Origin of the sequence: Fusibacter bizertensis (assembly GCF_029914245.1) — a bacterium.
Taxonomy (GTDB): domain Bacteria; phylum Bacillota; class Clostridia; order Peptostreptococcales; family Acidaminobacteraceae; genus Fusibacter_C; species Fusibacter_C bizertensis.
The window spans coordinates 313,703-330,362 of record NZ_JARYZI010000003.1; the positions used below are offsets into that span (position 1 = coordinate 313,703).

Sequence of the window (16,660 nt, forward strand, 5' to 3'; positions counted from 1 at the left end):
GGCTATACTAAATAGCTTTCATTCTATTGTGCAAAATGACCATAAAAAAAAGGATGAATACTCATCCTTTTTTTATGGTCATTATTGTTACTTGATCATTCCTAAGTTTTTCTCTATTGATTAATAATTCTTAGTAAGTTGTCTTTTAAGTTCAATGGTAACATGTCCATTTTTTATCACAAATAATCGCTCTGGCATGTCTAGTATTGTATTATGGTAATCTTTTGTGTCTAAAACAACTAACGTCGCTTCGCACCCTACTTTAACACCATAATTTCTCAATTTTAGTGCTTTAGCAGGATTTTCTGTGATCATAGGTAGTGTTGTGTGTAAATCATCAGCACCGCCAAGATGCGCAACAGGAATTGCCAGCATTGCTACTTGTAACAAATCACCATTACCATAAGGTGTAAATGGATTTCTGATATTATTCGTTGCTAAACAGACATTGACACCACCGTCTCTTAGTTTCCTAACTGGCGTTACAGCTCTTCTAACATTGTATTCATCATTTCTACCACCGAGGTGTAAATCGGTCATAGGTAAACACATTACATTGATTTGCGCTTTTGCCATTAGCTCAATTATAGGGTTTAACTCAGCATCTGGCATCGCACCAAGGGTAGTAAGATGGCCAACTGACACCCTTCCTTGATAACCTTCTTTTATGGTTTTCTCACATAAATAAGCAATGGTTTGTCCTTCGTATTCATCTTTGAAATCTTGATGTAGATCTATATCTCTATCATATTTCTTAGCAATTTCAAATATCAGATCAATATGTGCTATGGCATCTGTATCATTGTAAGGTATACCACCTACTACATCTGCGCCTAATTCCATAGCTCTATGCATCATTTCTTCAGTTCCTGGTGATTTAAATATGCCCTCTTGAGGAAAAGCAACCACTTGGATATCGATAACCTCTTTATATTTATCTTTAAGCGCCATAATAGTCTCAAATCCATGAAAACCACCACTTGGATCAAACTCAGCGTGTGTACGTACATAGGTCGTTCCATTTTGGATCAACATCTCTATTGCTTCAGTTGCTCTGGTCATTACATCTTCTTTCGTAAAAGTTGATTTAAGTTTTCCAGTGACTTCAATTGCCTCTTTAAGTGTTCCTGATTTGTTTGGTAATCTACCTGCAATCAGTGCCTTATCAAGATGAAGATGTGCTTCAACCAGACCTGGAATCACCACATGTCCTTCTCCATATATTACACGATCAGCTGGAGCAACAATATTTTCTGCTATTTTCTTAATAAATCCATTTTCAATAGCAATATCAACAGGTTTATTACTTTCATCGATGATTACATTTTTAATTAAAAGTTCCATTTGTGCCTCCTAATTCAATTATGCGAAAAATGATATCACTAACAAAATTACAAGTGAACCTAATATCCACTTTGAGTTTCCTTTTACAACTTGTAAAATTGGAATTTGGAATCCAGAAGACTGCGCTTGCATCGTAATATTTACGAAACTCATCTGACTACCAAGTCCAACGCCCATTGCGATAAAACCAATAGCTTGTAATGGTAATCCAAGTGTGATTGCAACAGGTAATACAAGTGTTAATATAGTACCCACATAAGCACCAGCAGGTACACCAATTGCAAATCCAGCAAGTACAGCTACAGGTACAACCAGTGCAGATGGTGCAGCTTGTGCAACACTTACAATCGCGCCAAAGGCACCTGTTTCTCCGATGATATTGATAAAGGTTAAGAAAATACCAACTTGGAATAGACGTGTAAGGATATAAGTCGAACCTTCAATTAACGCATCTGCCGATTGTGGTAAAGTAAATTTAGTACAAAGTGCAATTAATCCTACTGTGATGATCATGTACATCATTGGTCCAAGAATTGGCATACCAATCGCTTTATTGATATAAGGTCCTGCAAGAACTGCAAATAACAAGAAAATTGCAGGCATTGTATTTAACCATAATTCTTTTGTTGTTTTATTTTTAACTTCATCAGTTTCTTCACTTTGGAAAAGTGTTTTTCTACGTTTTGCACCGATAAAACCAATGACAACTGCTACTGCTACAAAGATGAGCCAATAAGGTCTCATCGTTGCGACATATTCTGTCACAGGACTTCCAGTAAGTTTTGATACGATGCCAGACTCAAGTGATGCTGGAGATGTTGTAAATGAAACTGCTGCAGCTAAACACATCGCTGCAATTAACTCAGGAATAGCACCCACTGCTGCAAAAGCAAGTGGTGCAAGAACCATCGCAGTACCTCCGCCAATACCAGACATATATGTCGCTGCTGACATTAGAATTACGATAAATGCTGCAAAGTACTCGACTTTTCCACCAATACCTCTTCTAACAAGTGCTAAGGCTGATGTATAACCACCTGATTTAAACACTGCTGTCGCAACAGCTGAGTTGATAATTGGGACGGTAATCGAAAGCATGCTCGGTATTGCAGCAAGGAATAGTGAATTTGCTGTAGCAAGAGATATGCCACCAATAACCATAGCCATTATACCACCAATTAAACCGGCTACAAGCATATTAACTTTCATAAATAACAGTACTAATATAACTGCTAATGGAATAACAGTCAAAATCGCATATAATCCAGATGGAACTTCCTTGACAGTTTCAGTTGCTGTGTCTGCAAACACCACTGATCCTGAGAAGAGTGTAATCATTAATAATAAAATTAGTGCTATACCTGCGAACTTTGTTTTTTTCATATTTGTTCTCCTTCTTCAGAATTATTAACCCCTTTTAACCATTTAAAACAATTAATCTTATCTAACAATTTTTGTTCCAGTTTCACCATTTAATGCTGCTTCAACTTTATCAATTGAAGTGATAATAACTTGCTTTCCACCATTTTCAATATATGAAATTGCGGCTTCAATTTTAGGCCCCATACTGCCTTTTGGAAATTGACCTTCATTCATATATTTTTTAGCCTGAGCGACCGTCATCTCAGCGAGTTCAACTTGATTCGGTTTTCCATAATTCAACATCACTCTAGAAACACCTGTTAATATCATGAAAATATCAGCTTCGATTTGTGCAGCAATTAAAGCACTTGCAAAATCTTTATCTATAACAGCCTCGACCCCAATGAACTGACCATTATCTTCTACAACTGGGATACCGCCCCCTCCTCCGGCAACAACCACAAAATGATTTTCCGCTAAAGATTGAATCGCTTTTTTATTTAAGATATCCACTGGTAAAGGCGATGGTACGACCCTTCTATAACCTCTTCCGCTATCTTCCACCCATGTAAAATCTCTTGCTGAAGGTTCTTCAGACTTTAATTGTTTCAATTGTTCCTCTGTGTAAAACGGACCTACTGGTTTTGAAGGATTTTCAAACCTTGGATCTTTAGGATCAACTAAAACTTGAGTAATTAAGGTTGCGACTTCTCTAGTTGACCTTGCAAGTCTCAATTTGTTTTTCAAAGCTTGCTCTATAAGGACCCCTATACTGCCCTGTGTCTGGGCATTTAAAATATCTAAAGGGTATGCCGGCACCTTATTTTTACTCGTTTCTTCTTTAATCAGTGCACTGCCTACTTGTGGACCATTACCATGTGTAATGATAAGGTCATAGCCATCTGTCAACATTTTTACAACTGGACTTAGACTTTGCTCAATGTTTTCCATTTGTTCGGCTATGGTTCCCACTTGTCCTTCTTGTGTAATGGCATTACCGCCAATAGCAATTAATACACGTTTATGATTAGCCATTTATTCCTCCGGTTTATATTGTGCTGCAAATGCTTCTACAGCTTGAGTAAAGCAAGACATCGGTGCTTTTACAATCCCCGCTCCTACTTGACCAATTCCAGGTTCTTTGTGTGCCATACCTGTGTTAATCACTGGCGCTAAACCAAATTCGACAACTTTTCGAATATCAATCCCTGTTGGAACACCTTCGAAGTTCATATTTGGAATAATGTAGTGAGGGCTTTTTCCTATGGTAATTTCACCCATATCACGTGTATAATCTAGTGCTGCTTCAACAGATGCAGCGCCTACAAATCTTACTACTGCTGGTGCTGAACCCATTGCAAAACCACCAATACCATAAGTCTCTACAATTGTGCTATCACCCATATCAGGATTTGCATCTTTTTCAGAGTATCCAGGGAAATATAATCCAACTGGCATCTCAACAGGTGCTTCAAACCATCTTTCTCCAAGACCACTTACCTTTATACCAAAGTTTGTACCGTTTCTACTCATGGCAGTTACAAGTGTACTGTCCTTGATGTTTTTTGCAGGATCCATAATAGATTTTCCAGCAGCCATCGCTAAATTTAGGAAAAACTGTTCATTACCTGTCACAAACTCCATTACTTCTTTTAAAACTTCTTTATCTTCAATAACAGTGACTAGTTTAGGGGCAAGTTCTTTTAAAAATAAAGCAGATGCTGCAACATTTCTTTGATGCATCTCATCACCCATTGCAAGTGCTTTTGTAATGATGATTTTTAAATTCATTGGACCATATTCGCTAAGCATTTTCTTTAAAACAGGAGCGAGTACTTCTTCAAGCCATTTAAGTCTTTTAATAACAGTCTCGTCATTTGCACCAAAACGCATTACTTTTCCTAAACCTTCATTGAAAGTACAGTAGCCAACATTACCAAAAGTCATATTTTTCACTTCATATAGCGGCATAGAGTAAGTGATCATCCCAGTCATTGGTCCCACAGCCCCCATACTATGATTGTGTTTAAAGATAACGCCATCACTTTCAACGAGTTTTACAGCTTCTTCATCTGTTGTCGCAAGGCCTTCATATTTAATCGCACCAATTACAGCGCCTTTCATAGGACCACACATTTCCGCCCAAGTAATTGGAGGACCAGCATGACCTATAACGTTTTTAGCCATACCTGGCAATACGTCTTTGGCAAACTTAATATCTACGAGTACAGGTTCGCCTTTATTCACAATTTCAAGTGCTTTTTGATTTGCTATATCGATTTTATTCATGTTGTTCGCTCCTATCTTTATTTTTTAAGAAATTCTAGTAGTTCCATCATTTTGGCATTTCCACCAGCTGGTGGCTGCCACTTCACATGGGCACTTGGTACTTGCTGATCTTGTAATGCGTTGAAAAAACTTTCGATTCCAATATTTACAACTCTAAGTTCAGATTTAAATAAAGTATTTACTTTCATTAATTAACCTCCCAACTAAGTGATTCTAACATTGCACCTCTATTGACGATTAGTGCCGCTAATCTAGCTGCCTGTGCGTTGCTATCCATTACAATTACGCCCGCTTCTTTAAGTTTGTTTTCCTGCGCCATTCTAACTTGAATATCTTTTTCAGTACCACATACTGATGCAACAAAACTAATATGTCGTCCCTCATTTTGAGCCAGATTTTTTGCTTCTTTAACGACTTTAGCAAGATCACCTGCAGGATCTTCGTTAGCACCATAGCCGATTACACAATCTAATAATATAACGGCAACTTCTTCATCCATCACTTCTTTCTTAATACGCTCAACACGAAGTCTTGTATCGATCATCGGATGAGGTCTACCATTTGTAAACTCATCATCACCCATATCTAGCACTGTATTTTTAACGCTATTTTTTACATCTGTCAGCAATAAACTTGATTTAAGAGGTGTGTTAGAATACGTTTCGCCAATTATATCTCTGGCAACTAACATCGATTCATAAGTAAGTGTTCCACCAGCATATAATCCTCTCAAGTAATTTTGATTGCTTTTGAATTTTGCAGATTCATTATAAACTATTGATTCAATTTCGGATTTGTCTTTAGAAAAATAGGTTGTTATATCTTCTTTACCTTGTGATAGTCTTGCAGCAATGATCCCTGCATCTTCTAATGTTTCAGCATAGTATACGCCATTTTCTTTAGACGTCTGACGCTCTCCGCCTAGTATACAAAGAACTTTCGGTTTGCTTGTTTCCATTAATTTATCAATTACTTGATCCATCACTTCTTTTGCAGCAGGTTTAGATACGATTAAGATTACTTTAGTCTCATCATCTTCAATCAAAGCCTCTATACCCATGAGCATCATCATACCGCCCACTTCTTTTTTAAGGTCTCTACCACCAGTTCCAAGTGCTTGTGATATGCCAGCACCATATCGATCAACGATTACAGATGCTTCTTGTAAACCTGTACCAGCTGCCGCTACGATACCAACGTGTCCTCTAGCTACTTTATTTGCAAACCCAAGTGATACGCCATTGATAATAGCAGTTCCACAGTCAGGTCCCATCAATAATAGTTGTTTCTCAACAGCAACTTTTTTAAGCTCAATTTCTTCTTCAAGTGATACATTATCAGAGAACAAAAGTACATTGAGTCCCAGATCCATTGCTCTCATCGCTTCATTTTTAGCAAATCTTCCAGGAACAGAGATAATGGTCATATTAGCTGTTCCTAATTTATTAACTGCAGAGCTTGCTGTTTTAGTGCGCACCGCTCCACCTGCAGTACTTGTTTTCTTCTGGTCTAATGACATATTGACTTTTTCAATAACTTGATCAGCAATTTCTTCTGACTGTGCTAAAACGCCAATTACCATATGATTGGCATTGATGTGCTCTAAATCTTTGTCATCAATTAGACCAGAATCGTACATTAAATCCTTATTCTGATCTGTACCCATCATAACTGCTGCGTTTTCAACGCCTTCCATAGCATTTACTTCACTAGATATCAGCATAAGGGTCACTGAATCGTAGTAAGCATTTTCTTTAATAATGCTCTTCTTTACCATTTAAAATCTCCTTTAAAATTTAATGATTCGCCTGTTTTAAATTCCCCATAATCCATTTGATTCCAAACAATATCCCATTAAGTGTATCTACACCAGAACTACTACCATGTTGTGCGATTTTTTCTAAACTTCTATGTTGTAAAGTTTTATCTTCATTATCCAGCGCTTCAAAATAAAGGCAGATACTTTGGGCAAATTGACCATCAATTGCACCGCTTAAAAAGGCTTTTGAAACCACTGTTGTCTTAAACAATAAAGATTCAACCCTTTCTTCAATTCGATTTAAATGATGATTAATTTGTGAATTTTCGGAAAAAAATCTAATGACACTTAAAAATCCTATTAAAAAGTCATCTCCTGACGGCGTTAAGCCAGGGCCAAGTCCTATGATTTGATCAATTGTTCTAGTGAACTGATCAATCTGCCATTGATTCGTACATTCAAAAGGTGTAATCAATCTTACAAACTTTTGCTGAACAAGATCCAGCGGCTTAAATTGTTCATAGATCAAACAATTACCGATACCAACGCCATTATGACTAGAAGTTACAATTTGACTTTTAACCATAAATGCAGCATTCATAAGACGTTCTTCATCCCAGTTATTCATATCAGCAAGTTTGAAATTCGTCTCAAAAGGTACAGCTTTTGCAATGTTAAATATGATGTTGTCATTGCAAATACAATCTCCAACAATTTCTAGACGATCACCTGGTTTAAGAGGTAATTTTTTAAAATTGATTTTCCTTGTCAGTATCAGCGCTGCTACAGAGCGTTCGACATCTGGATTTTGTATCGTGAACATTTCATCACCAGCTACAAAATTGGCCATTTTATCAAAAACTTGAACACATATAAATTCTGATATACGTTTAATCTTGTTCATCTTCGTTTGATGAATAGCTGTAACATAAAACAAAATGACCATCCCCTTTTCTCATATTCAGTATATGAGATATAAAAAGGATGGTCATTGGATGAATTTCTAAAATCTATACAATTCAGTTAGGCATATTGCCCAATAATAAATAATCCATAATTTTTAGTCCAAGTTGAAGTTCCAATAGTGCTTCACTGTCTTTGAGATCACTTGCAAGAATTGATTTTATCTTTTCAATGCGATAAATAAAAGTGTTTCTATGAATAAACATCTCTTTACTTGCCTCCGAGATGTTGCCATTATGCGCAAAGTAAGTTTTAAGTGACTCTACAAGATTGGTGTTGTTTTCTTTGTCATAGTCTACAAGATTACCAACAGTCTTATCATAGAACTCTTTGAGTTTCTCTTTTGAAAGTTCGGCCCCAAGTAAATTGTAAATCATATAATTTTCATAGTGTGCTACTTTTGCAGCATCTTGAAGCCTAAATTCCATATTGATCGCTTCTTGGGCTTCTTTAAAACTCTTACTCATGGATAAAATTTCATAAACTTTACCGATACCAATATGCATATCAACAGCACCAAACTGTTTTTGACATTTTTCAACGATATCTCTAGCAATTTCCAAACTCTGATTTTTCACAAGTTTGGTATCTTGCTCATCTATTTGAACAAATGTTATAATCTTATTTCTTCGGTGAATTGATATTGCTTTATGTTTATGCAGATTTAATACAGCGTGAATCACTTTAGTAACTTGATCTCTAATTTTACTTAATTGTATGTTGTCTTTCCAAAAGTCATCATTGTTGGTTTTCTGCGTATTATTAAGTTCAGAAATCATACAATAATGTTTTTTATATGCATTGAGTCCATGAATTTCAGCCATATTGTTCAGGCTATTAACAGAACGAATATTATCTGATAACAAATCATCAAAAAAATCACTTCTCACGCGATGTTTTACAACCTCAATCTCTTTTGCTTTTATACGTTCAAGTGCGATAACAGTCGCACCATGTTCGAGTGCAATATAATCAATCTCAGTAAGCTTACTAACATTTTCAACGACTACCAAATAACCGTAAATTGTCCCTATTGCAATAACGGGAATTACTCTACATATTAGCGATAACTCATTTTGAATAAACTTTATTTTTATTGATTTCTTAAATTTTTCTGGATCTACTGGCAGCTTATTGTTGAACTCATTGTCAAATACGACACTTTTATAATGTAGATCAAATATACTTTCTAATTTCACTTGATTTTCAATGATGTCCTTATAAGCAAGCAGTCTAAACTTACTATCAAGTAAAATAAGTGGATTTCTAATTTTCTCTGCAATCGTTGCTGTTATATCATTTAAAGTGCCACCGCGAAGAGCGACTTTGGTAAAAGTCTCATGCAGTGATAAACTCTTTTTTAGTATAGAATCCATATTCCCATAGATTGAACTAGTGACGACATTACTAATATCTGACAATGAATACCTGTAGGGAATTTCTATGATTGGAAACCCTAATTCGTTAGCAGCACTTATCATCATCTCAGGTACTTTCTCAAAATACCTTTGTACTTTCATACCAAGTCCAGCACAATTTCGCTCATATAGTTCTTGGATCAGATGCTTTTGATAGGCAACATCATTTTTAAAGATGTAACCTGTTGTTAATAATAAATCCCCTGAGATAAGCCAATCGAAAGTATCTGGATTGTCTAGCATATTCACATTGCTAATTCGATTTTGAATGCCAGAGGCACCTGCAATTAATTTGATACCTTCAATTTTTTCAAGATGAAGTATGTGATCAATCGTTACATACATAAATGTCCCTCCTTTGCTTCTCATGCATATTAGTATATAGGAGAGTTCCAAATTTGTATAGATTTTAGAAATAGCAAAAACCATACTTCAACTTGATTTGAAGTATGGTTTTCCACTTTCTTTGTTGATTTTGTTAGGATTTGCTTAATGAATGTACTTATCACTTACCAGTAAATCCGAGATGATTTCTGTAGGTATTTCAAACTCTAAAGTCCCCATATAACCAGGTGCTATCTCATATTTGTCAAATGAGATGATTAACTTTCCTTCAGCGGTTATATAAAAGTTTTGATCTTCATTTATTTGCTTGAATGCTTCAATATCATCTTCACCTACCCAGTAAATTTTATCTGAATCGGCTTTCATATCCGCTTCCATTTTTTCAACAAGATACTTTGAGATGGTCTCAACATATGTCTGATCTTTAAAGAGACTTGGTAATGTAATCATGATACCTTCGATCTTATCAATGGTATCAAAAGAGAATGTGGTAGAGGATGACCCCACAGTATTGACATAATATCTTCCAATTGAAAGGATTTCATCAGTATCGGTCTTTACTTCATAACCAGAATCAAATCCCATATGGCCGCCTACTGCTTCAACCTCACCCATATTGGCTATAAAGTCATCATAAAGCGCTTTATTTTCTTCATAGTACTTTGCATTTAAACTGTTTTCAAGCACCTCATTATCAAGTCCGGTAATCACAGGTGTCTCAACATTTACATGTATATTTTCATTATCTATTGTTTCGAATCTGAAATTAAGCACTTTGACAATATTACCTAAAACCGGGATTTCAGAAATTGCAATTGCAAAGCTTTCATTGATATTTGCAGACCCTAATAAAAGCAACATCACAGCAGCAGCAGTTGCCACTACCCTTTGCAAGCTTTTTTTCCTACGATTCACTTTGAAGGTTCTTCTAATTTTCATTTCAAGATCATCGGGAATCTGAGAAGATTTGTAACGCTCTATTTCATTTTGCAGTTGTTCTTTTATATGTTTATCGTTAATATTCATAAGTCCTCCTCCATTTCAAGACGAAGTAATCGCAATCCTCTGTATAATTTTGTCTTAATTGTATTTTCATTTTGATCCAGCATGATCGCTATATCGGATATTTTCAAATCTTCAAAGTACCTTAAGGTAATAATCGTTTTTATCTCCGATGGAATTTGATCCATTGCTTTCTCTAGATCAATATTTTCATAATGATCTTCATGTTCTAACATGCGCTCAAGCACATTGCTTTCTGTTAAAATAAGGCGTTTGTTTTTTCTAAGATAATCAAGTGATGTATTAATCAATATGCGATAAAACCAATTATTAATTGACTCGGGAAAATTGGATTTGTGAATTGCCCTGATTGCCTTTTCCACGCTTTCTTGTATAATATCCCAAGCGTCCTCGGGGTGTTTAGTATAGCTATATGCTAATCTGTAATGTGCATTTTTATTTTCTAATAGATAAGCTTGAAGTTCATCTATTAATTTTCTTTTTTTGTCCATTTAAAATCTCCTGTGTTACAAAGTAAGCTTACACAATAATAGACGGCGTATGTAAGTAAAAAGTTTTGAGACAAATAAAAAGCAGTCCCAATTGTGGTGGCTGCTTTATCTTTTACTGGTATTTATATTATTATTTTCTATTAAATACTTGCTTAATCTTTTGAATCAAAGATGTCTTAGTTTTGGTTGGTGTTCCTTTATCTGAAATCTGTGATGTCATATTTGATTTTTGATTTTCTACTTTTGTAGGATCAACTTTAGAAGGTACAACTTGTTCTTTGTGAGCATATTCAGATTTATAAGGTGCACTTTTTCTCTGTTCATAACCCGTTTTCGACTTATTCGTATTACTTGGTCTAGGAGTATTCGGTTTAGGGTTACTCGGTTTAGGGTTACTCGGTTTAGGGTTAGTGTTTTGAGTTGATGAATTATTTGATTTTGGTGCATTATAAGGTTTATTATTTTGTACGGTCTTATGCGTACTGTTTGATCTCGATTGATTCGATTTATGATCATTTCGCTTATCACTACCAGTATGAGTAGTCGGTCTTGTTCTAGGTTTTGGAACGCGTTTTGGCATCGCGTTTACTTGTTCATCTGTAGGCAGTGGCTCCTCTGGTATAAGTGCCCCCACATGTTCTTCTATTTCATAAAGTGTAAAAAGATCATCTTTAGTGACTAAAGATATCGCTTTTCCACCATTTCCAGCACGGCCGGTACGACCGATGCGATGTACATAACTATCTTTATCTTGAGGTACATCATAGTTGATAACCAATGATAAATCATCAACGTGTATTCCCCTAGCAGCAACATCTGTCGCAACTAAAACTTCAAATCCACCCTTTTTAAATTGTTGAATAGATTTCATGCGATTACTTTGTGAATTTGCACCGTGAAGGGCTTTTGATGAATACCCCTTATTTTCCAAGAACTCGTTGACTCTATCTACCGCAATTCGGGTATTACAAAAAACCATGCAACTTTCAGGTTGTTCAACAGTTAATATACGATGTAACTGTCTACGTTTTTCATTGGCTTCAACTTTGTAATAATATTGTGTTATTGAATCGACAGTTTTAGTATCAGACTCAATCTCAATTGTATCTGGTGAATTCATATAACTCTTACAAAGGTATTGAATCTCTGAAGGCATAGTTGCCGAAAAGAGCATCGTAACTCGCTTTGAAGGTATTTTCTTAATAATTCGTTTAACTTGATCAATAAATCCCATATCAAGCATGCGATCAGCTTCATCAAGTACAAGGTATTCAATTGAACCCGTCTTTAAATTGCCTTGAGTGATATGATCAAACACCCTTCCTGGTGTTCCTGTTACTATTTCCACGCCTTTTTCCAACTTTTCTATTTCTTGTACCATACTATGCCCACCATATAACACAGTAGTTTTGATTGGTTTATATTTAGACATACTTTTCAAATCTTGATCCACTTGTACAGCGAGTTCACGTGTCGGGGTCAAGATCAAAGCTTTTGGACCACTTAAGTCGTGATTCAATTTTTCTAACATAGGGATACCAAAAGCCCCTGTTTTACCACTTCCCGTTTTAGAAATTACAATTAAGTCCTGTCCTGATAATACTTTAGGAATAACTTTTGCTTGAACTTCTGTTGGTGCTTGATAACCGATTTCTTCTAAAGATTTAAGTAAATTTTCAGATATTCCAAATTCACGAAATGTTTGTGTCATAATGCCTTCTTTCTAATTTTATATATTATAAATATTAGTTATAATTATTCTAATAGCACATCGCTAAGTTTTAAATTCATCTTATTATAACAGAATCCATCACTGATTTATAGGTTACATTCTTACCTTATTCATGTAAAATAGAATTAAGTGACAATTTCGAGGTGAAACATGAAAAGTAAATTAGCCGAACTAGGGCTCATGCTATCAGTAGCACTATGGGGAGCTTCATTTGCACTCACAAAACCCTTGCTTGATATTATGAATATCTTCACCTTTATGGCAATGCGTTTTGTCATCGGTGGCATCATATTGGTATTTTTTTTAGTAGTATTCAAACAATTTAAACTGTCAAATCAAGCATTAAAAGGTGGTTTGATTACAGGCTTATTGCTTTTTTTAGCTTTTATCTTGCACACTTATGGTCTAAAATATACAACTGTCGCAAAAAATGCATTTATAGTGGGGAGTAATGTGATATTTGTTCCCATCATACTCACATTTATCTATAAAAAACATCAAACAAAAAACATATGGTTTTCAACTATTTTAGCTATTATAGGACTCGCGCTGATCACACTTGATGGTATCCATGGTGGGATTAACAATGGGGATATTATTACGGTCTTTGGAACTATTTTTATTTCATTTTATATTCTAAAAGTAGAAAAATTTGTAAAAAATACACATGCAATAACATTAGCATCTATTCAAGTACTTACTGTTGGTGTACTAAGTCTGCTTTTCGCATTATTCAGCGAGGATCTATCACTATTGACCACAAATTTAAAAATCAACCCACAACTTTGGATCAATATACTAATTTTAAGCATTGGCTGTACAAGTATTGCATATTTAATTGCTAACTATTGCCAAAGCATCCTAACAGCTTCTAGAACAGCTTTACTCTATGTTTTCGAGCCGCTCTTTGGTGCATTATTTGGCTGGATTATTCTAGGAGAAGCCCTCGGATTGCAAGGCCTAGCAGGTGCTCTACTTATTACATTCGCTACGATTTTACCAAGTATCTCGCGATTGATTCGAGACAACTAGTGATGTAAAACTAGATCGGAACATTCGTAAAGAAAATGAGGAGGAACAATGGAACAACCAAAATTCATATTAACTGAAGAAGTAATACAACATCTAACATCAAAAAATAAATCAAATCTTACTTTTGACATCACATTGTCTGGTGGTGGATGTTGCGGCTTTTTTGAACTTGAAGATATTTCACTCGAAAAGCCTAAAAATTTAGAGCATTATTACCATGAGAATATTTCTGAAATTGACGTCTACGTTACAAAGCGTGCAAGGTTTGTCGGCAGTGCAGTTCAATTTAATCTGTTAAAAGGTTTTCTCAACAAATCTATCACTGTAAGTGGTGTAAAGCTTATAAACAAAGCATAAAAAAAGATATCTCACCCCTCAATAGAGAGTGAGATATCTTTTTTTTAGTTTATATGAGTTTGTTGTCGAGCTTAATACCAACTACATGGCATCTATGAACGCCCAAAAGAGATTCCTCAACAAATTCTAAAGTATCATCATAGGCTACTACATCTTTTTCTACATACACTCTAACACCATCAACCATATAGGTATCATATAGATCTAAAGCGTCTGGAGCTTTATAACGAATATGCGGACTCATAGAAAGGATGTTCCCTGTTGCATAATCGCTATGTGTGAGACTAAGTGAGATATCGTTATGATGATGCTGTTTAAGGTAATCCTTCAAACCATCTTGAAGTATAACATTCAACATATCACCACCTACTTTCTGACTATTATCGTCACTTTATATTTACCCATCTTGTTGATTTTTAACCACATTCTACTGAGGCAGAATCTATAGTTTTGATATTTGGGATTAGATTAACCATTCTCCCATCAAAGAACCTATTAACGCAACCGCTGTTTTAGCAGTTTCGTTTTTATGATCTATAATTGGATTTACTTCTACAAACTCGGCACTGACAACTTTCTCAGTTTGAGCAATCATTTCAAGTGCCAAATGGCTTTCACGGTAAGTTAAACCTCCAGGAACTCTAGTTCCAGTACCTTGTACAAATACTGGATCCATACTGTCTAAGTCAAAACTCACATGGATACCATCGGTACCATTTGAAGCGATTTCAATCGCCCTAGTCATTACTTCAGTCATTCCCAATCGATCTATCTCATGCATGGTAAAAACAGTAATGCCTAATTCCTTAAGAATTTTCCGTTCTCCTGCATCTAAGTCTCTACAACCAATAAAGACAATATTTTTTGTATTTAGTTTTTTATCAGTACCACCAATAGATGTTAATCTATCATGTCCCAACCCCAAACTTACTGCAACAGGCATACCATGTATGTTTCCTGAAGGTGAGGTCTCATCTGTGTTGATATCACCATGCGCATCAAACCAAATAACACCGAGATTAGACTTGTGTTGAAGAACGCCTGCAATCGTTCCAATTGCAATGCTGTGATCACCACCTAGAACCAAAGGAAAAAGGTTTGCAGACATTGCAGTAGATACTTTTTCACATAAAAGGTTATTTACCCTTGCAACTTCATCTAAATTTTTAAGGTTAGTGCCATCAGTATGAGGTGAGACAGGTTTTATTGCTACAATATCCCCCATATCTTCAACCTGATAACCAATGTTGCTTAATCGCTCTGTTACACCTGCAAATCGAATAGCCGCTGGTCCTAAACTTACTCCAGGTGTACCTGCACCCAAATCAATTGCAACACCGATAATCGCTAATTTTGAATTAATTGATGGTTTCATATTTCCCCCTATAACATCTTGTAAATTCACAATTTTGTTTCAACCTTTTTTTACCATATTATACATTTATAAATGAATACTGCATAATTCTTTTAGATTTTAACCTACCTCTGGCGATTTGTCAATTGTATGTTTGCATATAAGTGCATTGTATATTGTCATGATTTTATCAATCGGTTTATCCTTATAAGGTACGGGTATACTAGATTTATCACCATGTGGAGGTCTATATGAAGATTGCAATGATAGGAATAGGAAACATTGCTCAAAAAGCTTATTTACCAATATTGTCACGCAAAAGAAATATTGACTTGATTTTGTGCTCTAGAAACGAGTTAGTTCTTGAACGGTTATCGCTTGAATACAAGCTTCATCAACATACCACTTCTGTTGATGACTTAATTGCACTTGGTATTGATGCTGCTTTTGTGCATAGTGCAACACCTTCTCATTATGAAATATGTAAAAAGCTCATTGAAAATGGAATTGCTGTATATATTGATAAACCATTGTCGGAATCACTACTTGAAACGCGCTCACTTTTTCAACTTGCAAAAGATAAAAACATAATACTTCGTGTAGGATTCAACCGGAGATACGCACCTCTATTAACAGCGTTAAAAAAACTTCCTCCTGCTGATCTCATTATTCATCAAAAGAATCGTTTGTACTCACCCTGTCACATCAGGCACTTTGTCTATGACGACTTTATCCATGTTGTTGATACACTTAGGTATCTAATGTCAGAGCCTATCACTGACTTTTGGGTAAGTGGTAAGCGTATTTCAAATGAACTCATTGCAGTTACACTTCATTTATTTGGCAATAGTCAAACTGCTGTTGGCATCATGCATCGAGACTCTGGTAAAGTTGAAGAAAAAATTGAATATCTGTTAAAAGGAGAAAAACGTATTGTAGAAGATTTAAGTTTATCTACTCAATACTTAAATGGAAATTCAATTATTACTAACAATGATAATTGGGTTTCAGCATTAACACAAAAAGGATTTGAAGCGATTATCGATCAATTTTTAGATGAAATTACGCAAGACAAAGGTTTTAACAAAAAAGATGAAGATGCACTTATTACGCATGAACTTTGTGAAGCCATTATTGCTAGACTTGAACATACTTTAAAATCATAAAAATGAAAACCCATTATTCTTATTA

At 35.3% G+C, this 16,660-nt stretch carries 16 protein-coding genes; 3 read left to right on the forward strand and 13 right to left on the reverse strand.

Going from position 1 to position 16,660, the window contains the following annotated elements:
• Positions 1–120: 120 nt before the first annotated feature.
• The 11 genes from QE109_RS06625 to QE109_RS06675 all read right to left on the reverse strand — a co-directional run bounded on the left by QE109_RS06625 (position 121) and on the right by QE109_RS06675 (position 12,705).
• A complete protein-coding gene (locus QE109_RS06625) occupies positions 121–1,344 on the reverse strand; it encodes an amidohydrolase family protein (RefSeq protein WP_281093638.1) in 1,224 nt (407 codons plus the stop codon).
• A gap of 18 nt (positions 1,345–1,362) precedes the next feature.
• The gene (locus QE109_RS06630; protein WP_281093639.1) at positions 1,363–2,727 is read right to left on the reverse strand and encodes a hypothetical protein; all 1,365 of its coding nucleotides are present in this window, start codon (positions 2,725–2,727) and stop codon (positions 1,363–1,365) included.
• 57 nt (positions 2,728–2,784) lie between these two features.
• Positions 2,785–3,741, reverse strand: a complete 957-nt coding sequence (arcC, locus tag QE109_RS06635; protein WP_281093640.1) for a carbamate kinase — start codon at positions 3,739–3,741, stop codon at positions 2,785–2,787.
• A complete protein-coding gene (locus QE109_RS06640; RefSeq protein ID WP_281093641.1) occupies positions 3,742–4,995 on the reverse strand; it encodes a YlbE family protein in 1,254 nt (417 codons plus the stop codon).
• Positions 4,996–5,012: 17 nt separating this feature from the next.
• A complete protein-coding gene (locus QE109_RS06645; RefSeq protein WP_281093642.1) occupies positions 5,013–5,183 on the reverse strand; it encodes a fdrA domain protein in 171 nt (56 codons plus the stop codon).
• The gene (gene fdrA / locus QE109_RS06650) at positions 5,183–6,772 is read right to left on the reverse strand and encodes an acyl-CoA synthetase FdrA (RefSeq protein ID WP_281093643.1); all 1,590 of its coding nucleotides are present in this window, start codon (positions 6,770–6,772) and stop codon (positions 5,183–5,185) included. The genes QE109_RS06645 and fdrA overlap by 1 nt, the downstream gene beginning before the upstream one ends.
• Before the next feature lie 19 nt (positions 6,773–6,791).
• Entirely contained in the window at positions 6,792–7,700 is a 909-nt protein-coding gene (locus QE109_RS06655) for an oxamate carbamoyltransferase subunit AllH family protein (RefSeq protein WP_281093644.1), read from the reverse strand.
• Positions 7,701–7,773: 73 nt separating this feature from the next.
• Positions 7,774–9,480 carry a PucR family transcriptional regulator gene (locus tag QE109_RS06660; RefSeq protein ID WP_281093645.1) on the reverse strand — a complete coding sequence of 569 codons (1,707 nt, stop codon included), beginning with the start codon at positions 9,478–9,480 and terminating at the stop codon, positions 7,774–7,776.
• A gap of 144 nt (positions 9,481–9,624) precedes the next feature.
• Positions 9,625–10,506, reverse strand: a complete 882-nt coding sequence (locus QE109_RS06665; RefSeq protein WP_281093646.1) for an anti-sigma-V factor rsiV — start codon at positions 10,504–10,506, stop codon at positions 9,625–9,627.
• Positions 10,503–10,994: a sigma-70 family RNA polymerase sigma factor gene (locus QE109_RS06670; protein ID WP_281093647.1), complete on the reverse strand. Its 492-nt coding sequence runs from the start codon at positions 10,992–10,994 to the stop codon at positions 10,503–10,505. The genes QE109_RS06665 and QE109_RS06670 overlap by 4 nt, the downstream gene beginning before the upstream one ends.
• A gap of 130 nt (positions 10,995–11,124) precedes the next feature.
• Positions 11,125–12,705, reverse strand: a complete 1,581-nt coding sequence (locus QE109_RS06675) for a DEAD/DEAH box helicase (protein WP_281093648.1) — start codon at positions 12,703–12,705, stop codon at positions 11,125–11,127.
• A 171-nt stretch (positions 12,706–12,876) separates the two neighbouring features.
• Here QE109_RS06675 and QE109_RS06680 point away from each other — a divergent pair, with 171 nt between their 5' ends.
• Both QE109_RS06680 and QE109_RS06685 read left to right on the forward strand, forming a co-directional pair.
• Entirely contained in the window at positions 12,877–13,758 is an 882-nt protein-coding gene (locus QE109_RS06680) for a DMT family transporter (protein WP_281093649.1), read from the forward strand.
• A gap of 48 nt (positions 13,759–13,806) precedes the next feature.
• On the forward strand, positions 13,807–14,115 hold the full coding sequence (locus tag QE109_RS06685) for a hypothetical protein (protein ID WP_281093650.1): 309 nt from the start codon (positions 13,807–13,809) through the stop codon (positions 14,113–14,115).
• A gap of 49 nt (positions 14,116–14,164) precedes the next feature.
• Here the strand turns inward: QE109_RS06685 and QE109_RS06690 are convergent, their stop codons facing one another.
• Entirely contained in the window at positions 14,165–14,473 is a 309-nt protein-coding gene (locus tag QE109_RS06690) for a hypothetical protein (protein ID WP_281093651.1), read from the reverse strand.
• Positions 14,474–14,578: 105 nt separating this feature from the next.
• Positions 14,579–15,490 carry an arginase gene (gene rocF / locus QE109_RS06695; RefSeq protein ID WP_281093652.1) on the reverse strand — a complete coding sequence of 304 codons (912 nt, stop codon included), beginning with the start codon at positions 15,488–15,490 and terminating at the stop codon, positions 14,579–14,581.
• Between the two features lie 230 nt (positions 15,491–15,720).
• Between rocF and QE109_RS06700 the strand changes: the two genes are divergently transcribed.
• Positions 15,721–16,635, forward strand: a complete 915-nt coding sequence (locus tag QE109_RS06700; protein WP_281093653.1) for a Gfo/Idh/MocA family protein — start codon at positions 15,721–15,723, stop codon at positions 16,633–16,635.
• Positions 16,636–16,660: the final 25 nt, after the last annotated feature.